The following is a 20,932-nucleotide window of genomic DNA, read 5'->3' on the forward strand; positions in this document are numbered from 1 at the left end:
AATAAACTCCGCGAAAGATGCCCGCATACCGCCCCGAAGAAATCGAAAAGAAGTGGCAGGCCCACTGGAAAGAGCATAGCACGTTCAAGGCCCAGAACCACTCCGACAAGCCCAAGTACTACGTGCTCGACATGTTCCCCTACCCCTCGGGGGCGGGCCTGCACGTGGGGCACCCGCTGGGCTACATTGCCTCCGACATCGTGACGCGCTACAAGCGCCTGCAGGGCTTCAACGTGCTGCATCCCATGGGGTTCGACTCCTTTGGCCTGCCCGCCGAGCAGTACGCCATCCAGACCGGGCAGCACCCCGCGCTCACCACCGAGCAGAACATCAATACCTACATCCAGCAGCTCAGTAGCCTGGGCTTCAGCTACGACTGGAGCCGCGAGGTGCGCACCTCCGACCCCAGCTACTACAAATGGACGCAGTGGATTTTCCTCAAGCTGTTCAACTCCTGGTACAACCTCGACACCGACCGCGCCGAGCCCCTCACCGAGCTCACCGCCCGCTTCGCGGAGAGCGGCAGCGCGGGCATTCGGGCCGCCGGCGATGACGAGGAGCGCCACGACTTCACCGCCGGCCAGTGGCAGATGATGAGCGAGAAGCAGAAGCTGGCCGCCGTGCTCCCCTATCGCCTCGCCTACCAGCAGGACACCTACGTGAACTGGTGCGCCGGACTGGGCACGGTTTTGTCGAATGACGAAGTAAAAGACGGGGTCTCGGAGCGCGGCGGCTTCCCCGTCGAGCGCCGCCTTATGCCGCAGTGGAGCCTACGCATCACCGCCTACGCCGACCGCCTGCTGCAGGGCCTCGACCAGCTCGACTGGCCCGATGCCGTGAAGGAGATGCAGCGCAACTGGATTGGCAAGAGCATTGGGGCCGAGGTGACGTTCCCCGTGCAGGGTTCCGAAACGGCGCAAATCAAGGTGTACACCACCCGCGTCGATACCATTTACGGCGCCACTTTCCTCGTTTTGGCGCCGGAGCATGAGTTGGTCGACCAACTCACCACGCCCGAGCAGCGCGCCGCCGTGGATGAGTACATTGCCGCCACTAAGCGCCGCTCGGAGCGCGACCGCATGGCCGACGCCAAAACCGTATCGGGCGTGTTCACCGGTGCCTACGCCCTCAACCCGGTGAACAACGAGCCCGTGCAAATCTGGCTGGCCGACTACGTGCTGGCCGGCTACGGCACCGGCGCCGTGATGGCCGTGCCCAGCGGCGACCAGCGCGACTGGCTGTTTGCCACGCATTTCGGCCTGCCCATTCCCGTTATTTCCGACGCTCAAAAGGACATCGACCAGCAGGCCGACCCCACCAAGGAAGGGCGCTATATTAATTCCGGCATCATTAACGGCCTCACCTACAAGGAGGCCACCGCCAAGCTCATCGCCTTCCTCGAAGAGAAGGGTCTAGGCAAGGGCAAGGTGAACTTCCGCCAGCGCGACGCTATTTTCGGCCGCCAGCGCTACTGGGGCGAGCCCATTCCGATTTATTACAAGGACGGCACGGCCTACGGCATCGCCGAAAGCGACCTGCCGCTGGTGCTGCCCGAAATCGACGAGTACAAGCCCACCGAAACCGGCGAGCCTCCCTTGGGCCGCGCCCAGGATTGGCTGTATAAAGGCAAATACCCCTATGAGCTGAGCACCATGCCCGGCTGGGCAGGCTCGTCGTGGTATTACCTGCGCTACATGGACCCGCACAACGACGCGCGCTTCGTGGGCGAAGAGGCGGAAAAATACTGGGGCAATGTGGACCTCTACATGGGCGGGGCCGAGCACGCCACCGGCCACCTGCTCTACGCCCGCTTCTGGTACCTGTTCCTGAAAGACCTAGGCCTCGTGAGCTGCAATGAGCCTTTCCAGAAGCTGATTAACCAAGGGATGATTCTGGGCCGGTCGAATTTTGTGTACCGCATCAACGGCACCAACCAATTCGTGACGCTGGGCAAGAAAGACCAGTACGAAACTACTGCTTTGTACGCGGATGTGAATATCGTGGATAACGATGTCCTCAACGTCGAAGCCTTCAAAAAATGGCGCGAAGAGTACGCCAACGCGGAATTCATTCTCGAAGACAACGGCACCTATGTGTGCGGGGTTGAGGTCGAGAAAATGTCGAAATCGAAGTACAACGTGGTGAGCCCTGACGTGCTGATTGGCCGCTACGGTGCCGACGCCCTGCGCCTATACGAGATGTTCCTCGGCCCGCTGGAGCAGTACAAGCCCTGGAACACCAACGGCATCAGCGGCGTGGGCGGCTTCCTCAAGAAGTTCTGGCGCCTCTTCCACCCTGAAGACGGCCCCTTGGCCATCACCGACGAGCCGGCGACCCCGGCCGAACTCAAGGTGCTGCACAAAGCCATCCAGAAGGCGCAAGAAGACATCGAGAAGTTCAGCTTCAACACCTCCGTCAGCCTGTTCATGATTACCGTGAACGAGCTTACGGCCCTCAAGTGCCACAAGCGCGCCATCCTGGAGCCGCTGGTGCTGCTGGTGTCCCCGTTTGCGCCGCACCTGGCCGAGGAACTGTGGCAGGAGCTGGGCCACGAGGCCGGCAGCATCAGCACGGCCCGCTACCCCGAGTTCCGCGAAGAATTCCTGGTGGAAGAAAGTGTGACCTACCCGCTGGCCATCAACGGCAAAGTACGCGAGCAGATGCAGTTCGCCGCCGCCGCCACCCCCGCCGAGATTGAAGCCGCCGTCCTGGCATCGGATTTCCTCGCCAAGCACGGCGAAGGCAAGGCCGCCAAGAAGGTGATTGTGGTGAAAGGCCGCATGGTGAACGTGGTAGTGTAAGTAGCACATCATGCTTCGCTGCACGCCGCATGACGTGCAAAATTGAATAAGCAAAAAGGCTTACTGTGATTGCAGTAGGCCTTTTTGTTGCCGTTTCTGTAAAGAGAACAGCGCGTTTTTGTGTCCTACCTTGCGCGCATAAAATCACCTTCTGAATTCCAATGCTTCAGATAAATACTTCCCGACTTAGGTCGTTCTTTTCTGGCGTGACGCGGTTTGCACAGCCAACGGTATTACTAACCGCTGCGCTGATGAGTTTCGACAGCTACGCCCAAACCACCGACTCGGCCGGCCCGCTGCTCACGCCCGAGCAGTTCCTAGGCTACAAGCTGGGGGAACAGTTTACGCCCCACGCCGAGTTGCTGCGCTATGTGGCCCACGTCGCGGCCCACACGCCCGGCCGTATGAAGCTGGTGCGCTACGGCAGCACCTACGAGAAGCGCCCGCTCGAAGTGGTCCAGATTGCCAGCGCCGAAACCTTCGGCCGCCTCGACGACGTGCGCCACAACAACCTTCGCCTGGCCGGCGTGGAGAGCGGTTCGGCCCGCACCCAGGAGCCCGGCGTGTGCTGGCTAAGCTACAACGTGCACGGCAACGAGGCCGTGAGCTCCGAAGCCGTGATGCAGGTGCTCTACGACCTGGCCAACCCGCAGGACCAGCAAATGCAGGATTGGCTGAAAAACACCGTCGTCATCGTGGACCCCTGCATCAACCCCGACGGCCACGACCGGTACGTGAACTGGTACAACCGCGTGCGCAACCAGTCGGTGAATGCCAGTCCCGACTCCTGGGAGCACCACGAGCCCTGGCCCGGCGGCCGCTTCAACCACTACTACTTCGACCTGAACCGCGACTGGGCCTGGCAAACGCAACAGGAAACCAAGCAGCGCATCGCCCTCTACAACCAGTGGCTGCCCGAGGTGCATGCCGACTTCCACGAGATGGGCCCGAACAACACCTACTACTTCTCGCCCGCCGCCAAGCCCTACCACGCCGACCTCACGGCTTGGCAGCGCAAGTTCCAGGGCGTACTGGGCGACTACAACAAAGTGGCCTTCGACAAGAATAACTGGCTGTATTTCACCCGCGAAGTCTACGACCTCTACGCCCCTACCTACGGCGACACCTGGCCCAGCTTTAACGGCGCCATTGGCATGACGTATGAGCAGGGCGGCGGCGGGGCCGGTGGCGTGGCCTACGCCCGTCTCGACGGCGACACCCTGACGCTGGCCCAGCGCATTGCCCACCACCACGCTGCCAGCCGCGCCACCATCCAGGCCACTGCCGAGCGGCATGACGACCTGCTGCGCGAGTTCCAGCGCTACTTCGCCAACGCCGCCAGCAAGCCGCAGGGCGAGTTCAAGAGCTACGTCATCGGGGCCGGCAACGACCCTGGCCAACTCCGCGCCTTCACGCAGTACCTCGACCGCAACCAGATTCGCTACGGCTATGCCCCGAAGCGCACCAAAACCAAGGGCTTCAACTATCTTACCGGCAAAACCGGCGACGTGACCGTGGAGCCCCGCGACGTAGTTATCAGCATGTACCAGCCCAAATCGACGCTGGTGAAGGTACTGTTCGAGCCCAAGCCCCAGCTCGAAGACTCGCTCACCTACGACATCACCTCCTGGGCCCTGCCCTACGCCTTCGGCCTGAAATCGTACGCCGTGCCCGGCCGCCTCGACGCCTCGGCCGGTGCGCCCGCCACCGCCAGCGTGCAGGGCAGCGCCGCCGCGGCCGACCGCCCCTACGCCTACCTCGCCCGCTGGAATTCCCTACAGGACGTGCGTTTCCTCAGCCGCCTGCTGCTGCAGAAAGTGAAGGTGCGCTACGCCGAAAAGGCGTTCGAGTCGGAAGGCCAGCAGTATTCGCCCGGCACGCTCATCATCACCCGCACCGGTAACGAGGGCCTCGCCCCCCGCTTCGACGAGCTGGTGCGCGCCCAGGCCGATTCGGCCGGCACCACCGTCATGGCCGTGAAATCGGGCTTTTCGACCTCGGGCCGCGACCTGGGCTCCAGCTCGGTGCACTTCGTGAAGCAGCCAAATGTGGCCGTGGTGGCTGGACCGGGCGTCGACCCCACGGCCTTTGGTGAGGTGTGGCACTTCTTCGAACAGCAGCTCGGCTACCCGCTCACGGTGTTGGGCACCGACTACCTCAGCCGCGTGAGTTTAAATAAATACGACGTGCTCATCCTGCCCAACGGCGGCTACGGCGACGTGTACAACGACCGCAACTTGGAAGGTCTGAAAGCCTGGGTGCGCGACGGCGGCCGCCTCATCGCCATGGAAGGCGCAGCCAAATTCCTGTCCGGCAAAAAGGACTTCCTCCTCAAGCCCAAAACCATCGATTCCACCGCCATCCGCAAGGAGATGAAAGCCAACCCCTACCGCCTGCTGCGCCGCTACGGCGACGCCGAGCGCGAGGAAGCCGAGGACGCGGTGCAGGGTAGCATCTACCGCGTGCAGCTCGACAACACCCACCCGCTGGCCTTCGGCTACGGCGATACCTACTACGCACTGGTGCGCAACCCGCTCAACTACAGCTTCCTGGGCAAAGGCGGCTGGAACGTGGGCGTCATCAAGAGAGACAGCTACTCGGCCGGCTTCACCGGCACCAAGGCCCGCAAGGAGCTCACCGACACGTTCGTAGTGGGCGCGCAGGATTTTGGGCGCGGCGAAGTGGTGTACTTGGGCGATAATCCGCTGTTCCGCGCTTTCTGGCAGAGCGGCAAGCTGATGTTTGGCAACGCGGTGTTTTTAGTGGGACAGTAAGCCTTCACAGCTAATAAAAACGCCCTGCTGGAAATCCAGCAGGGCGTTTTTGTATTGGTGTAGAGACGCAATATTTTGCGTCTCTACAGTTCTAGCGTGGCTTTTACAGCTTTCGGTAGCGAGGCGCGCACCAAATCATACGAGTGGTCAATCAGCTCGCGGAGTTGGCTTTCCGGTGCGCCGGTGCCGGTGAACACCGTGTTCCAATGCTTCTTGTTCATGTGGTAGCCGGGCCGCACGTAGTCGTGGGCCTCGCGCAGCTCTTCGGCGCGCTCGGGGTCGCACTTCAGGTTGATGCTGCCGAAGGTATCGATATCCGTCAGGGCAAACACTTTGCCGCCGACTTTGAACACCAGCGTTTCGGGGCCAAAGGGCGTTTCTTCGGTCACGCCGGCTTTCAGCAGGCAGTAGTCGCGGAAATCCTCAATATTCATCCTACCCCAGCTTACAGCACGTAACGGAACAGCATCACCACCAAGCACACCAGAAACATCGCCAAGCTGAGCTTATTGATGAAGTGCATGGTCTTCAGGTTGAAGTTGTTCTTGCGGTTAGGGTCGTTTTTCCGGAAATAATAGCCGAGGACCGGGCCGAAATTGAAAAGATTCTTGCCGTTCATATCAGAGCAGGTTTGGGAGTAGCTAAGGTAACACCCGCCGCGCCAGAAAGATTTACCGATGCGCACGCCGTGGCTTGGGTACCGGGATGACACGCCGTGCAACCCCACGCCAGCGGAAGCGGGCGCTACATCACCTCGCGTCGCTCGCGCCAGGCCAGTCCGGTCGGCAGTTCCACCGAGGCAAATTCCAGGTGAATTACCCGGCGCGGGCGGTTGCTGGTGCTGCGGTTGGAAGCGTGTAGCACTAGCGGTTTCATAAGCATGCCCCCACCCGCGGGCACGGCACAAACGGTGGCATTTGGCGTGTAGCCAACAATGGCAGCGGCCGGCACCACACCGTGCCGGTGCGAACCGGGCACCACTTTCAACGCGCCGTTGGTGGCGTTGCAGTCGTCGAGGTGAATGCGCAGGGTTACCATATTTTCCAGCACTGCCACTGGGGGCTGTACCGACACACCTTCGGCCTTGCTGGTCCAAGGGCCGAAACCAGGCAAATCTATACGCTGGTCCACGTTTATCATTAGGTCCTGATGCCAGGCCACCAGCCAGTTGGAGCCGGCGGGCTTGTCAAAATAAATGGCCTTCACCAGCTGACACCCCGCCGGAAACAGCCCCGCCATCAGCTGGCGCAGTGCGGGTGTATCCAGCAATTGCCAAAGGGTCGGGATTTCTTTCAGTAGTTCGCGAATGGCAAACACCTCCTGGCTCCGCCTAAAGTTGGGGCCATTTCCGGCCGCGCTTTCTACGGTTTGCAGTAAGGCGGCCACTTCGGCGGGCGTGTAAAGCTCGCTGAACACGGCAAAACCTGCCTCGGCAAATTGCGCGGCCACCGGGCCACTGAGAACAACTGTTTCCATACATCCGCAAAGCTACATTCGCCCCGCCGCCAGCTGCGCAACCTGCGGCATCACCGATGCACCTTTAGCCATCCCAATGCTGTATCAATGAACAAGCCCAATACTTCCCTCTTGCTCGCCGGCTTGCTGGCCGCCGCTATTCCCGCCGCCCACGCCCAAAAAGTCTCTGCCGAAACGGAAGCGGTGAAGCAAACCGTCACCGCCTTCTTCGATGGCATGCGGCGCGGCGACAGCACCGCCGTGCGCCGCACGCTGGCCCCGGCGGCCGTTTTTCACGGTTTCGGCGGCAAGCCCGGCCAGCCACCTACGCTGGAAATCGAAAGTATCAACGGCTTCCTGAAGGCCGTAGGCACGCCCCATCCCGCCGTCTGGGACGAGCGGGTGCAGTTCGAGCGGGTGTTAATTGATGCCAACCTAGCCAGCGTGTGGGCTCCCTACGAGTTCTACCTGGGCAGCAAATTCAGCCACTGCGGCTACGACTCGTTTCAGCTGGTGAAGCTGGCCGACGGCTGGAAAATCGCGCATATTATTGATACGCGACGGAAGGAGAAATGTAAATAAAGATTAGAGAATCTAATACAATTTTTCATCCGCTGCTAATATCATTTCTAATGCTTCACTAAATGTCGAACAAACCGGTCTTTCTAAATCGTAACTCTTATAAATACCTGTCTTGGTTTTAAGGAAGCCTATTGCATGACTATTAATCAGAAAATCCTATAAAATCTTCGTGATAACATAAGCCATATTCGTTTATCAATTCTATTGAAAAGAGGCTAAATAACCCTGGTGTCATATCATAGTTTTTAAACCCATTTGCAGTACAATAAAACTGTTTAAATACATCTGGGAATTTAAAACCTGTTCTGGCTTCAAGCTTATTAAGCTGCTCAATCGATGCTCCAGCATTGATTTCAATACCGGCTTGCTGAAACCCTATAATAATTTCTGAAAACCCCATAGGTAGAAATGAATTAGGGTTATCACATTTCTAACGGCTCCCCAACCACTTCTTTCTCAATCCACTTCCCATCCTCGCGCATGAGCTCAATCAGGTCGTCCACAGCCCGTTCCTCGGGCACGGATTTCTTGATGACTTCCTGGCCGCGGTAGAGGGAAATTTTGCCCTTGCCCACGCCCACGTAGCCGTAGTCGGCATCGGCCATTTCGCCGGGACCGTTCACAATGCAGCCCATAATGCCGATTTTAATGCCCTTGAGGTGGTCGGTGCGCTTGCGAATCATGGCCGTGGTTTCCTGCAGGTCGAACAGGGTGCGGCCGCAGCTGGGGCAGCTGATGTACTCGGTTTTGCTCATGCGGGTGCGGGCCGCCTGCAGAATGCCGAACGAAAGCTGGTTGAGCATGTCAATGTCTCGCAGCCAATCTTCTTGGGGCCGGTCGACGGGCAGCAGGCGAGCGCCGAGGACCACGCCATCGCCCAGACCGTCGATGAGCAGGCCGCCCACGTCGGTGGCAGCGTCGAGCTGGGTTTTCTCATTGGGCTGCTGCGGGTAGAAGCGGGCAATAATGACCGGGCAGGTCACGCCGTGGTTAATCAGCTCGAAGAAGGCCCGGCGCAGGTCGGGCATGGCGTGGGGGTTGTGGGTTTCGAGCACCAGCACCACGGTGCGGTCGGTGCGCAGGTGCTCAATCAGGCGCGAGTCGAACGCAATGGGCTCAACCAGTAGAAAGTTTAGCTGCGGATGACGGGCGTCGGCACTGGTTTCCAGGTAGGTGCAGGCCGTCATCAGCGGGTAGTGGTCGGTGCGACGGCCGGCATCTTTCCAGGCCGTGAAGGTCACGACTTCCTTCAGGCCATTGGGCAGCATGTAAGGTACCGGCCGCTCGCCGGTGTAGATGTAGTCGGCCCCGAGGTCGCCCATCTGAAATTTATCGAGGAAGGGGGAATACAGGTGGCCGGCGGCGCGCAGGTCGGCGTATTCGCGGCGCGGCAGGCGCGACAAATCCGCCACGACGCGCGGCACGTTCAGCCCGCCAAAGTTGGCTACTTCATGCGTGGTACGGCGGTGGTACTGGAAGGGGTCGATGGGCACTTCGCCTTCCAGCGGCTTAATGGGCTTGGCCAGCGCGGCGCGCTCGGTGTAGCGGTCAATCAGCATGCGGGCCACCGGGGCCTCGGCCTCCGGCGCTTCGGTCAGGCTCACGCGCACGGTGTCGCCGAGGCCGTCTTCGAGCAGCGTGCCAATGCCGACGGCGCTCTTGATGCGGCCGTCTTCGGCCTCGCCGGCCTCGGTCACGCCCAGGTGCAGCGGGTAGGGCTGCAGGCCTTCCTCGTCGAGCTTCTGCACCAGCAGGCGGTAGGCCTGCACCATTACCTGGGTGTTGCTGGCCTTCATGCTCAGCACCACGTCGTAGTAATTTTCTTCTTCGCAGAGGCGCAGGAATTCCAGCGCCGACTCCACCATGCCCAGCGGCGTATCGCCGTAGCGGCTCAGAATCCGGTCGCTGAGCGAGCCGTGGTTGGTGCCGATGCGCATGGCCGTGCCGTGCTGCTTGCAAATCTGAACCAGCGGCCGGAACCGCTCGCGGATGCGCTCCACTTCATCCGCATAAGTGGCGTCGGTGTATTCAATCTCCTCGAATTTCTTTTTATCGGCGTAGTTGCCGGGGTTCACGCGCACTTTCTCCACGATGCGGGCAGCCAGCTCGGCGGCATTGGGCGTGAAGTGGATGTCGGCGATGAGCGGCACGTTGCAGCCGCGCTTGCGCAGCTCTTTCTTAATTTCCAGCAGGTTCTGGGCCTCTTTCATGCTGGGCGCGGTGATGCGCACGTACTCACAGCCGGCCGCCACCATGCGCAGCGTCTGCTCCACCGAGCCCATGGTGTCCATGGTATCCACGGTGGTCATGCTCTGCACGCGGATGGGGTAGTCGCCGCCCATCGGCAAGCCGCCAATGTTTACCACGCGGGACACGCGGCGCTTGTATTCGGTGAGGCTGGGGCAATACGTCTTGTTCATGGGCCAAAAACCAGGGGGTGCCGGCGAAAGTTGCGCCGTGCTGCAAAGGTAAAGCCGTATCGGATGGCAGCGTGACGTACAGGTTCAATCCAGGCTGGCACTTTTCCTAATGAGCAGGCCGGAATTGCTATTGCAACGACTGGCAGCCGGAAACTATTGGCAGTCATCCCGTTCGTCCCAGCATTCATTAGCCTAAAAAGTCCGTGTTTCAATTATCAGGCAATTGCGAAGGACTTGCGACCAACCCCAGCTTCCAAAAGAAGGTATAACCAGAATAGTAGCTCACAATTATTAAAACACTATACTTCAACATCATGAATGAATCAAACAAGCTCAGCCGGCGCGACGTCATCAGCGGCTTAGGGGCCAGCCTAGCGGTGGCGGCAGTGGCACCGGTGCTTCCGGTGCAGGGCGCAGGTGCGCCTGCCGCAGCGGCCCCGGACCCTATGGTGAATCCAATCAATAAGTACCCCAAGCCGCCGTTCAAAGGGCAGTCGCAGCCCTGGCCGGGGCTGGCCAGCCAGATGGACCCACGCCCCGACCATGGCGAGAAAAGCTATAAAGGTTCGGGCCGGCTGCAAGGCCGCAAGGCCCTGATAACGGGCGGCGACTCGGGCATGGGCCGCGCCGCGGCCATTGCCTACGCCCGCGAAGGTGCCGACGTGGCCATCAACTACCTGCCGGCCGAGGAAGCCGACGCCAAAGAAGTTATTGCCCTGATTAAAGCCGAAGGCCGCAAGGGCATCGCCATTCCGGGCGACCTACGCGAAGAAGCCTTCTGCCAGAAGCTGGTGGCCGAAGCCGTGCGCCAGCTCGGCGGGCTCGACATTGTGGTGAACAACGCCGGCCGCCAGCAGCAGCGCCAGTCCATTCTGGAACTCAGCACCGCCGATTTCGATGCCACGATGAAGACCAACATCTACGCACCGTTCTGGATTATTAAAGCTGCCCTGCCGCACCTGCCGCCCGGCGCGGCCATCATCGGCACTACCTCGGAGCAGGCCTACGACCCTTCGCCGAACCTGTATGATTATGCCCAAACCAAGGCGGCGACTATGAACTACGTGAAGTCGCTGGCCAAACAGCTCGCGCCCAAAGGCATTCGGGTGAACGGCGTGGCTCCTGGCCCCGTCTGGACGCCCTTGCAGGTCAGCGGCGGCTCGACCCAGGAAAACCTGAAAGAGTTCGGAGCCAAAACGCCCATGGGCCGGCCCGGCCAACCCGTTGAACTAGCGTCTATTTACGTGCAGCTGGCCGCCAACGACGCCAGTTTTACCACGGGCCAGATTTATGGCGCGTCGGGCGGCGGCGGCCAGCCCTAGCGTCGGCCAAAACATCAGGCTGCGAGCCGCCTGCTGAGCTATTCCCCTTCCATTGGTACGCATCATCATGGAAACCGAGGCCTCCACTACGCCGCCCGAGCCAACTTATTGGCTCACGCGCTTTGTTATTCTGCGCCTGCTGGGCGGGCTGTACGCGGTGGCTTTTCTGGTGGCTATCAATCAGATTGTGCCGCTGATTGGGGAGCATGGGCTATTGCCGGTGGGGCTCTTTCTGAAGCAGGCGAGCGCAGTTCTGGGGTCGGCGGGCGCTGGTTTTGTGCGGCTGCCGTCTATTTTTTGGCTTGGCCATTCCGATACGGCTTTGCTGGCGGCGGCCTGGCTGGGGTTTGGAATTTCTTGTCTGGTAGCGGCCGGCTTCGCCAATGCGCTGCTGCTGGCAGTGTTATGGGGGCTCTACCTGTCCTTCGTGCACGTGGGGCAGGAATGGTACGGCTACGGCTGGGAAATCCAGCTGACCGAAACCGGGTTTCTGGCCATTTTTCTATGCCCCTTGCTCGATGGGCGGCCTTTTCCGAAGTATGCACCGCCCCTGCCCGTCATCGTGCTGTTTCGGTGGCTGGTGGTGCGCGTGATGCTCGGGGCCGGGCTCATCAAGGTGCGCGGCGATGAAATCTGGCGCAATAGCACTGCCCTCTACTACCATTTCGAAACCCAGCCCATTCCCGGCCCCCTGAGCCGGTGGTTCCACTTTTTGCCGCACGGGGCTCTGCGCCTGGGCGTGTGGTTCAACTGGCTGGCCGAGCTGCTGGCCCCATTTTTTGCCTTCGGGCCTCGCGTGGCCCGTCACACGGCCGGCGTGGTGATGGTACTGTTTCAGCTAAGCATCATCCTCAGCGGCAACCTGTCGTTTTTGAACTGGCTGACCATCGTGCCGGCCCTGGCTTGTTTCGACGACGGCTTCTGGGCGCGGCTGCTTCCCCGGCGGCTGGTGCGGCAGGCCGCAGCCGCAGCGGCCCAGGCCGAGGAGTCGCGCCCGATGCGCACAGCCGCGTGGGTGGTCACGGCGGTTATCGCGCTGCTTAGCATCCGGCCGGCGCTGAACATGATTTCGCCCGGCCAAATCATGAATACGTCCTTCGACCCGCTGGATTTGGTGAACACCTACGGAGCCTTCGGCACGGTGGGCCGCGAGCGGCTGAACGTGGTATTTGAAGGCACCCGCGATGCCATTCCCAGCGACAGCGCCAACTGGCTACCCTACCCCTACAAAGGCCTCCCCGTGGCCCTCGACCAACGCCCGCCCCAAATCGCCCCCTACCAGCTGCGGCTCGACTGGCAGATGTGGTTTGCCGCCATGGCTTCGCCCGCCGAATATCCCTGGACGGCAAATCTGGTGTCGAAGCTCCTGCACAACGACCCCGACGCGGTCAGTTTATTTGCCCGCAACCCATTTCCCGGCCAGCCGCCGCGCTATATTCGGGCCGTGCGCTACCGGTACCGGTTTGCCCGGCCCGGTAACCCGCAGGGACAGTGGTGGCAACGGGAACGGGTTGATATGTGGCTGGTGCCGCTGTCGGCCGATGACCCACGCCTGGCCGAGTTTCTGCGACGGTCGGGCTGGGGGCCCTGAGTTTGAAGAACCTCCTGCTCGTTTACCAATAAGAATTCACCCCAGCCCTACCCTGCGTGAGTAAGCCCACTTATGATGCCGTCGTAGTCGGTTCCGGCCCCAATGGGCTGGCGGCAGCCATTGTGCTGCAACAAGCGGGTCTGTCGGTATTGCTGCTTGAAGGCAAAAAGGAAATCGGCGGTGGACTGCGCACGGCCGAATTGACGCTACCCGGTTTTCACCACGATATCTGTTCGGCTATTCACCCGTTGGCGGCGGCTTCGCCCTTTTTCCAGACGTTGCCGCTGGCCCGCTATGGGCTGGAATACCTCACGCCGCCCGTGGCCGCCGCGCACCCGTTCGACGACGGCACCGCCGCCATAGCCGCGTCGCTGGCCGATACCGCGGCCAGTCTCGGCCCCGATGCCGATGCCTATGAGCGCCTGCTCGGCCCGCTCGTGGCCCGGTGGCCCAACATCGCCAACGATGTGCTGGCGCCGTTGCACTTCCCTCAGCACCCGCTGGATATGGCCCGGTTTGGACGCTCGGCGCTGCTACCCGCCACGGCGCTGGCGCGACGCTTCACGGATGAAAAAGCCAAAGGACTGCTGGCCGGCATGGCTGCCCATTCCATCCAGCCGCTGAGTAACCTGACCACTTCCGCCATTGGCTTGGTGCTGCTCATTGCGGCCCACCGCGGCGGCTGGCCAATGCCTAAAGGCGGTTCCCAATCCATTGCCGATGCGCTGCTGGCCCACTTTGTAGCCCTGGGCGGGCGAGTCGAAACGGGGACATTTGTTCATTCGCTGGCGCAGTTGCCATCGGCAAGGGCCGTGCTTTTTGATGTGACCCCGGCCCAGTTGCTTCAGATTGCTGGGCACAGCCTGTCGGGTATCTACCAGTGGCAGCTTCGGCGCTACCACTATGGCATGGGCGTGTTTAAAGTGGATTGGGCACTGGCCGAACCCATTCCTTTCGCGGCCCCCGAATGTGCCCAGGCCGGCACTGTGCATTTGGGCAATACCCTAGCCGAAATCGTCACCAGCGAACAAGCCACGGCCAATGGACAGCACCCCGGCAAACCCTTCGTGCTACTGGCCCAGCAAAGCCTGTTCGACACAACCCGCGCCCCGGCCGGCCGACACACCGCCTGGGCCTACTGCCACGTCCCCAACGGCTCGCGAGTGGATATGACCGCCGCCATTGAGCGCCAGGTAGAGCGGTTTGCGCCCGGTTTTCGGGAACGCATTCTGGCCCGCCACACCTTCGACACCGCCCAGATGGAGGAATACAACCCCAACTATGTGGGCGGCGACATCAACGGCGGACTGCTGGATATCAGCCAGTTATTCACGCGGCCAGCGCTACGGGCATCTCCCTACCGCACTTCGCAGCGCGGGCTGTATCTGTGCTCATCGGCAACTCCGCCCGGCGGCGGCGTGCACGGCATGTGCGGCTATTATGCCGCCCGCCGGGCCCTGCGCGATGTATTCCGGCTGCCCGCGCCGCCGCTGTATGGGCAGTAAATCGAGGCCAGGCGCAACTTCCGGCTGGCCTTCCCTGTCTGTGGGAAAACCCCGTTTCGGCACTTACTATTATGCGTTTGATGAAACCTCTTGCTCTGGTCGGCAGCTTGCTCTGCTCCGCGCCGACCTTTGCTCAAAACGTTGCCGTCATCAAATTTCCGGAGCTGCAAAAGCGGCTGGCGCGGCCCACTGACACGACCTACGTGGTAAATTTCTGGGCAACCTGGTGCGGGCCTTGCGTGAAGGAGATGCCCAATTTTGAGCAGCTCCGCATGGCGAATGCCGGCCAAAAGGTGAAGGTGCTACTCGTGAGCTTAGACTATGCTTCGCAGCTTGACAAAAAGGTAAAACCTTTCGTAAAGCAGCGCGGACTGAAATCGAAAGTGCTGCTACTGAACGAGCCCGACCCCAACGAGTGGATTGACAAAGTAGACCCTAAATGGTCGGGCGCACTACCTTTTACCTTGATTTTCAATAACCAAACCAAACGCCGCAGCACCTTCGAGCGCGAATTATCAGCCACCGAGCTCCAGACGGCCCTGAAGAATATTCAGTAGCTACTATCTTGCAGGTATCAACCCGTAACCTTTTTGAGCCATGAAAAAAGTCCTGTCATTCCTCGCTCTCTGCTTCGTGTTGCTGAGCAGCTTCGTGCTTCGCTCCACCGCTGATGGCTACAAAGTCGGCGATAAAGCCACTGACTTCAAGCTGAAAAACATCGACGGCAAAATGGTGTCGCTGGCCGATAACAAGGCTGCCAAGGGCTATATCGTGGTATTTACTTGCAACACCTGCCCTTTCGCCAAAGCCTACGAAAGCCGCATCATCGACCTGAACACAAAGTATGCGCCGCTGGGCTACCCCGTGGTGGCCATCAACCCCAACGACCCGGCCGTGGCTCCCGGCGATTCCTACGCCGCCATGCAAAGCAAAAAATACGCCTTCCCCTACCTGCAGGACGAGTCGCAGCAGGTAGCCAAAACCTACGGGGCCACGCGCACACCCCACCTCTTCGTGCTCACCCGCCAGGGCACGGACTTTGTGGTGTCCTATATCGGCGCAATCGACGACAATTCGGAAGATGCCAAGCTGGCCAAAACCAAGTACGTGGAGAATGCCATGACGGAAATCCTGGCTGGCAAGCCAGCAACTACCAAGGAGACGAAGGCCATTGGCTGCGGCATTAAGTGGAAACGCGCGTAGCTGCTCCCCGTCCTCACTGAAAAAGGCCCGTTCCAGATTGTTTGGAACGGGCCTTTTTACTTGGGCTATTGCCCTATTTCCAGCACAATTTTGCCAATATGGGCGCTGCTTTCCATCAGTTCGTGCGCGGCCGCGGCTTCGGCCAATGGAAAGGTTTTGTAGATAACCGGACGGAACTTCCCCGCCGCAATAAGCGGCCACACGTGTTGCGCCACGGCGGCTGCCAGCGCGGCCTTGAAATCGGCTGAGCGCGGCCGGAGCGTGCTGCCCGTAATGCTCAGCCGCCGCCGCATCACCTCCAACGCGTTGAATTCGCCTTTGCTGCCCTGCATGGCATTCACAAACACTAGGCGGCCGTCGTCATTTAGCAGGCGCAGGTTTTTGGCAATGTAGTCGCCGCCAACCATGTCGAGAATCACATCGACGCCTTCATCTTTCAGCACCTCCTCAAAATCCTGGGTTTTGTAGTTAATGGCCCAGTCAGCACCCAATTTTCGGCAGGCGGCGCATTTAGCATCATCGCCGGCCGTTACAGCCACGCGGCTGCCCAGCGCCTTGGCCAGCTGAATGGCCGTGGTGCCAATGCCGCTGCTGCCACCGTGCACCAGCAGGGTCTCGCCGGGCTGCAAGCCCCCGCGCTGAAACACATTATGCCACACCGTAAACACGGTTTCGGGCAGGGCGGCCGCTTTGGTTAGGGTCAGTTCGGTCGGCACGGGAAGGCAGTGGCGGGCGTCCACCACGGCGTATTCGGCATAGCCCCCGGCGGGCAGCAGGGCGCACACGGCATCGCCTGGTTGCCATTTAGCCACAGCGGCTCCGCAAGCTTCTACCGTACCGGCAATTTCCAGGCCGGGCACTAGGCCGGTTACATCGCCGCTTCCGGCATACTTGCCCTGACGCATCAGCACGTCGGGCCGGTTTACGCCGGCGGCGTGCACCCGAATGAGCACCTCTTGCGCCGAAGGTTGTGGCTTGGGCTGCTGCTGAAGCTGAAGCGCCCCGGGGCCGCCGGGCTGCTGGATAACAATGGCATTCATAAGAAACAGGAAAATGGGCGCCCCAACGGGCCATGAGCCGATAATACCGCTACTAACGCAAAACGGCTCCGAAGAGCCGTTTTGAACAATATTTCCTTCGCAAACCCTACTTACCAGCCGCTTCGCGCAACTGCTTCACTTCGCGCTCCAAATCCAGGGTCCGGAACATCACCTTGGCCTCAAGGTCGGAGTAAGCAGCTTCAAGCTGGTCGCGCATCTGGCGCTGTTCCTGAATATCAGTGCAGGTGCCAAACCAGGCGATAATCTGGCCATCCTCGCTCCGGCGCGGCAGGGCCTGCCCCAAAAACCAGCGGTACGAACCATCTTTGGCCTTGAAGCGGTACTCGATGTTGTAGTCGTCGCCGGTGGCCAGCGAGTGGCCCCACACCTCGCGGGCCCGGGCACGGTCGTCGGGATGCAGCAGGTTGTTCCACATATCCGGCCCCACGCTGTCGGCCAGCACGTAGCCCGTGAAATTGGTCCAGCGCTGGTTAAAATAGGTGTGAAACCCGTTCTGGTCGGTAATCCAGACCAGCTGCGGAATCATGTCGGCCAGAAAAGTGAACTGCTCAGGCCCCACCAGCCCGTTCTGGGCGATGGCGGGCAGTGGGGTAACTTCTTGCGGTGTGCTCACGAATCAGAAAAGCTTAAAAACCGAAATAAAAGTACACTTAGGCGCGGTCGAGCTGCATTTCCATGCCCGATGCAAAGTACAGGTTCAATTGGCTGCGCAGGCCATCGGCCGAGCGCCGCAGCCGGGTGACCAAGGCGCGGGTGGCTTCATTAGGAAGCTCGAAATTAAGATAGGGCCGGTTCATGAGCTCGTCGCGCATCACGGCCCAATTGCCGGTTTGGCTGGGGCCCGGCGGCGTGGGCCGGGCTTCCAGCTGGCCCGGCGTGAGCACCAGCCGGTCGGCCAGGGCCAACGGACTAGCGGGGTCGTTGTGGTTCAGCACCCGGCTGGCAACTTGCCATTCCCCACCAAAATAGTCATCGGGCAGATGTTGTAAATTTATATCAAGCAGCAAATCAGACATACAGAAGAATAATCGTCGCGCTTAGGCGGAAAACTAACAAGGAAATGGCAATAGGGTTACCAGGATTTGATAATAATTCCAAATTTTCCGTAGTTCCCGCAAGCCATACCTTACCGCAGCGCCTAACCCCTGTGGGCGCTGCTCCGTTCCTTGTGCAGCCCATTTAGGGCCATTATTCGTTGCAAACCATGAAAAAACCACGCTTTTTGCCCGCCATTCTCGGGGCGGCGCGCTTCACCGGCCTCGCCGCCTGGCAAACCGGCCGCCTGTTTCGCCAGCTGGCAGCCCGTGCCCTCGACAGCGTGCAGGACGTGCTCCGCGCCGAAGTAGAAAAAGGCAACCTCAAGCTAGTCGCCGATTTCCTGGCCGATAAAGCCCTGCCCGCCGCCCGCGTCCTGCTCATTGAGCAAATGACCGTGCGCCTGCTGCTCCGCCTGGGCCTGCGCGGCGCGTTGGCCTCCAACGTAGTGGGCTGGGTGCTGCCCTTCGTGATTGAAAAACTAATTGCCGTGGGCCACAAAAGCGGCTTGTTTGACAAGCTGAAGGCCAACCCCACCGTTAGCGAAGCCCTCGACAAGCTCGACGAGCTGCGCAGCGCCACCTGGAAGATGCTGGTACCAGACCCCGGCAGCAGCGTCGAAATTGTGGAAGACGATGCCACTACCCCGCGCCTGCCGCTGCTGCTGGCCGCCACCACGCCCAAACCCGTTAAAACAGCCTAATCACGCCTAACCGTCACAAGCGCAACACTAATCCTTCTGCTGGCCAGCTGCAAACGATTGCGGCCGCTTACCAAAAAAAGCCACCTCACCCGAGATGGCTCTTTCAAAACCGGGGCGCGGCGAGAATTCCCACCCAACACCGGACCCGATTCCGTCCGCTGACGAATTACCGGCTGAACAACAGTTCGCGGTACTTCACCAGCGGCCAGTCCTCGTCGGCCACCATCTGCTCCAGCTTATCAACGGCGCGGCGGATGGGGTCGAATTTTGGTTTTACTTCCTCGCAGTACGCTACCGCCAGCTCGCGGGCGTCTCCGATTTTGTTGGCTTGCTTACGCGACTCCGTCATGGCGTCGGCGTTGGTTTTGATGGTCGCTACGTGGCGGGAAATGGCTTTAATCATTTCCAGCGTCACCTGGCTGTGCTCATCGTCGAGGCCGAGCTCGCGCAGGCCGCGCACGTTGTTCACCAGCTTGGTCTGATACGAAAGCGCGGTCGGAATGATGTGGTTGATGGCCAAATCGCCCATTACGCGGCTTTCAATCTGGATTTTCTTCATGTACTCCTCCAGCAAAATCTCGTGGCGGGCGTGCAGCTCAATTTCCGAGAAGATGCCGTGGCGGGCAAACAGGTCAGCGGCATCGTCGCGCACCAGCGCATCCAGGGCCTGAGGCGTGGTGGCAATGTTGCTGAGGCCCCGCTTGGCGGCTTCCTCCTTCCATTCGTCGGAGTAGCCGTTGCCCTCGAAACGAATATTCTTCGAAGATATTACATACTCGCGGAGAATTTCCACGATGGCCACTTCTTTTTTCTTGCCCTGCTCGATGAGCGCATCTACAGCCTCCTTGAAATCAATGAGTTGGTCAGCCACGATGGTATTGAGCACCGTCATGGCCGAGGAGCAGTTGGCCGACGAACCCACGGCGCGCAGCTCGAACTTGTTGCCGGTGAAGGCGAATGGCGAGGTCCGGTTGCGGTCGGTGTTGTCGAGCAGGATGGCCGGAATCTTGTCGATGCCCAGCTTCAGGTAAATGTTGTCGCCTTTGTCGAGCGGCAGCTTGGCGGTACGCTCCAGTTCATCAAGCACGCCGTCCAGCATCGAACCAAGGAACACCGACATGATGGCCGGTGGGGCCTCATTGGCGCCCAGGCGGTGGTCGTTGCTGGCCGAAGCAATACTAGCGCGCAGCAAGTCGGCGTAGCGGTGCACCGCCTTGATGGTGGTGATGAGGAAGGCCAGGAATTGCAGGTTCTCCTTAGGGCGGCGGCCGGGCGCGAGCAGGTTAACGCCGGTGTCGGTGCTCATGGCCCAGTTGTTGTGCTTGCCGCTGCCATTCACACCGGCAAAGGGCTTCTCGTGCAGCAGCACTTTGAAGTTGTGACGCTCGGCTACGCGGTCCATCACATCCATCAACAGCTGGTTGTGGTCAACAGCCAGGTTGGCGTCCTCAAACGTGGGGGCGCACTCAAACTGATTGGGGGCCACCTCGTTGTGACGGGTACGCAGCGGAATCCCGAGCAGGTTGGCCTCTTCCTCAAACTCCAGCATGAAGCCGTGCACACGGGCCGGAATCGAGCCAAAGTAATGGTCGTCGAGTTGCTGGCCCTTGGCCGGCGTGTGGCCGAAGAGGGTGCGGCCGGTCATCACCAGGTCGGGACGGGCGTCGTACAAGGCCTTGTCCACCAGGAAATACTCCTGCTCGATGCCGAGCGTGGTGTTCACGCGGCTCACGTCTTTGTCGAAGTACTGGCAAACGTCGAGGGCCGACTTTTCCAGCAGTGCCAGCGACTTCAGCAGTGGGGCTTTGTAGTCGAGGGCTTCGCCGGTGTAGGCCACGAAAATCGTGGGGATGCACAGCGTCTTGGCACCTACCGTTTCAATGATGAAAGCGGGCGAAGTGGGGTCCCAGGCGGTGTAGCCACGGGCTTCAAACGTGTTGCGGATGCCGCCGTTGGGGAACGACGAAGCATCGGGCTCCTGCTGAACCAGGGCCGAACCTTTGAAGTTTTCAATCGGACGACCGTCAGAATTGAGGTCGAAGAAGGAGTCGTGCTTTTCGGCGGTAGCGCCGGTCAGGGGCTGGAACCAGTGCGTGTAGTGCGTGGCGCCCTTGGCCATGGCCCAGGTTTTCATAGCCGAAGCCACGGCGTCGGCTACGTTACGTTCGACAGTAGCGCCCTGCTTGATGGCAGCTTGCAGCTTCTTGAAATAATCGCCGGGCATGGTGGCCCGCATGGCTTCCAGGTTGAACACGTTTTGCCCGAAGCTGTCGGAGCGGCGGGCAGCGGCGGGCTCCACGGTAAAGGGGCGGCGCTGGTTAACGAGTTCTAAAGCTTTAAAGCGGAGGATGGCCATAGGGATTGACTACCAAACGGGAAATAGTGAGCCGGATGAGTTCTTATTCTGAGGGCAAAGATAAAGCAGCAAACACAAATTGTATCAAACCACCCTAATTTTTTAAGTCTTGTTCTTAAATACA

General features: G+C 60.2%; 18 protein-coding genes. 9 read left to right on the forward strand and 9 right to left on the reverse strand.

What is annotated here, in order from left to right; translation table 11 throughout:
• Positions 1–17 precede the first annotated feature (17 nt).
• Positions 18–2,801, forward strand: coding sequence for a leucine--tRNA ligase (leuS, locus tag I7X13_RS03945; RefSeq protein WP_198074420.1), 2,784 nt, complete (start codon positions 18–20; stop codon positions 2,799–2,801).
• A 251-nt stretch (positions 2,802–3,052) separates the two neighbouring features.
• Positions 3,053–5,575, forward strand: a complete 2,523-nt coding sequence (locus I7X13_RS03950) for a M14 family metallopeptidase (RefSeq protein ID WP_198074421.1) — start codon at positions 3,053–3,055, stop codon at positions 5,573–5,575.
• An 83-nt stretch (positions 5,576–5,658) separates the two neighbouring features.
• Here I7X13_RS03950 and I7X13_RS03955 read toward each other — a convergent pair whose 3' ends face one another.
• From I7X13_RS03955 to I7X13_RS03965, 3 genes are all read right to left on the reverse strand, one after another.
• Positions 5,659–6,009: an MmcQ/YjbR family DNA-binding protein gene (locus I7X13_RS03955; protein WP_198074422.1), complete on the reverse strand. Its 351-nt coding sequence runs from the start codon at positions 6,007–6,009 to the stop codon at positions 5,659–5,661.
• Between the two features lie 11 nt (positions 6,010–6,020).
• Positions 6,021–6,194 (reverse strand): DUF6728 family protein, encoded by a 174-nt coding sequence (locus I7X13_RS03960; protein WP_198068543.1) that lies wholly within the window; start codon positions 6,192–6,194, stop codon positions 6,021–6,023.
• A gap of 125 nt (positions 6,195–6,319) precedes the next feature.
• Positions 6,320–7,051, reverse strand: coding sequence for a phytanoyl-CoA dioxygenase family protein (locus tag I7X13_RS03965; RefSeq protein ID WP_198074423.1), 732 nt, complete (start codon positions 7,049–7,051; stop codon positions 6,320–6,322).
• A gap of 87 nt (positions 7,052–7,138) precedes the next feature.
• On the opposite strand from I7X13_RS03965, the gene I7X13_RS03970 reads away from it, so the two are divergent.
• Positions 7,139–7,612: a nuclear transport factor 2 family protein gene (locus I7X13_RS03970; RefSeq protein ID WP_198074424.1), complete on the forward strand. Its 474-nt coding sequence runs from the start codon at positions 7,139–7,141 to the stop codon at positions 7,610–7,612.
• Positions 7,613–7,754: 142 nt separating this feature from the next.
• On the opposite strand, the gene I7X13_RS03975 is transcribed toward I7X13_RS03970, so the two are convergent.
• Complete coding sequence (locus I7X13_RS03975; protein WP_198074425.1) at positions 7,755–8,012, reverse strand: SMI1/KNR4 family protein; 258 nt, start codon at positions 8,010–8,012, stop codon at positions 7,755–7,757.
• Between the two features lie 22 nt (positions 8,013–8,034).
• Positions 8,035–10,032 carry a (E)-4-hydroxy-3-methylbut-2-enyl-diphosphate synthase gene (ispG, locus tag I7X13_RS03980; RefSeq protein WP_198074426.1) on the reverse strand — a complete coding sequence of 666 codons (1,998 nt, stop codon included), beginning with the start codon at positions 10,030–10,032 and terminating at the stop codon, positions 8,035–8,037.
• A gap of 314 nt (positions 10,033–10,346) precedes the next feature.
• Between ispG and I7X13_RS03985 the strand changes: the two genes are divergently transcribed.
• The 5 genes from I7X13_RS03985 (at position 10,347) to I7X13_RS04005 (ending at position 15,653) form a co-directional block, all read left to right on the forward strand.
• Positions 10,347–11,354, forward strand: a complete 1,008-nt coding sequence (locus I7X13_RS03985; protein ID WP_211531978.1) for an SDR family oxidoreductase — start codon at positions 10,347–10,349, stop codon at positions 11,352–11,354.
• Between the two features lie 67 nt (positions 11,355–11,421).
• Positions 11,422–12,945, forward strand: a complete 1,524-nt coding sequence (locus I7X13_RS03990) for a lipase maturation factor family protein (protein WP_198068553.1) — start codon at positions 11,422–11,424, stop codon at positions 12,943–12,945.
• Between the two features lie 56 nt (positions 12,946–13,001).
• A complete protein-coding gene (locus tag I7X13_RS03995) occupies positions 13,002–14,450 on the forward strand; it encodes a phytoene desaturase family protein (RefSeq protein WP_198074427.1) in 1,449 nt (482 codons plus the stop codon).
• Between the two features lie 80 nt (positions 14,451–14,530).
• Positions 14,531–15,007: a TlpA family protein disulfide reductase gene (locus I7X13_RS04000; protein ID WP_198074428.1), complete on the forward strand. Its 477-nt coding sequence runs from the start codon at positions 14,531–14,533 to the stop codon at positions 15,005–15,007.
• Positions 15,008–15,047: 40 nt separating this feature from the next.
• Positions 15,048–15,653, forward strand: coding sequence for a thioredoxin family protein (locus I7X13_RS04005; protein ID WP_198074429.1), 606 nt, complete (start codon positions 15,048–15,050; stop codon positions 15,651–15,653).
• 65 nt (positions 15,654–15,718) lie between these two features.
• Here I7X13_RS04005 and I7X13_RS04010 read toward each other — a convergent pair whose 3' ends face one another.
• From I7X13_RS04010 to I7X13_RS04020, 3 genes are all read right to left on the reverse strand, one after another.
• Positions 15,719–16,693: an NAD(P)H-quinone oxidoreductase gene (locus I7X13_RS04010; RefSeq protein ID WP_198074430.1), complete on the reverse strand. Its 975-nt coding sequence runs from the start codon at positions 16,691–16,693 to the stop codon at positions 15,719–15,721.
• Positions 16,694–16,799: 106 nt separating this feature from the next.
• Positions 16,800–17,327: a PAS domain-containing protein gene (locus tag I7X13_RS04015; protein WP_198068563.1), complete on the reverse strand. Its 528-nt coding sequence runs from the start codon at positions 17,325–17,327 to the stop codon at positions 16,800–16,802.
• 37 nt (positions 17,328–17,364) lie between these two features.
• Positions 17,365–17,730 carry a hypothetical protein gene (locus I7X13_RS04020; protein WP_198074431.1) on the reverse strand — a complete coding sequence of 122 codons (366 nt, stop codon included), beginning with the start codon at positions 17,728–17,730 and terminating at the stop codon, positions 17,365–17,367.
• A 188-nt stretch (positions 17,731–17,918) separates the two neighbouring features.
• Here I7X13_RS04020 and I7X13_RS04025 point away from each other — a divergent pair, with 188 nt between their 5' ends.
• Entirely contained in the window at positions 17,919–18,452 is a 534-nt protein-coding gene (locus tag I7X13_RS04025; protein ID WP_198074432.1) for a hypothetical protein, read from the forward strand.
• A 166-nt stretch (positions 18,453–18,618) separates the two neighbouring features.
• Here I7X13_RS04025 and I7X13_RS04030 read toward each other — a convergent pair whose 3' ends face one another.
• Positions 18,619–20,808: a glutamine synthetase III family protein gene (locus I7X13_RS04030; RefSeq protein WP_198074433.1), complete on the reverse strand. Its 2,190-nt coding sequence runs from the start codon at positions 20,806–20,808 to the stop codon at positions 18,619–18,621.
• Between the last annotated feature and the right edge of the window lie 124 nt (positions 20,809–20,932).

The sequence above is a fragment of the Hymenobacter negativus genome, from assembly GCF_016056375.1.
GTDB lineage: Bacteria > Bacteroidota > Bacteroidia > Cytophagales > Hymenobacteraceae > Hymenobacter > Hymenobacter negativus_A.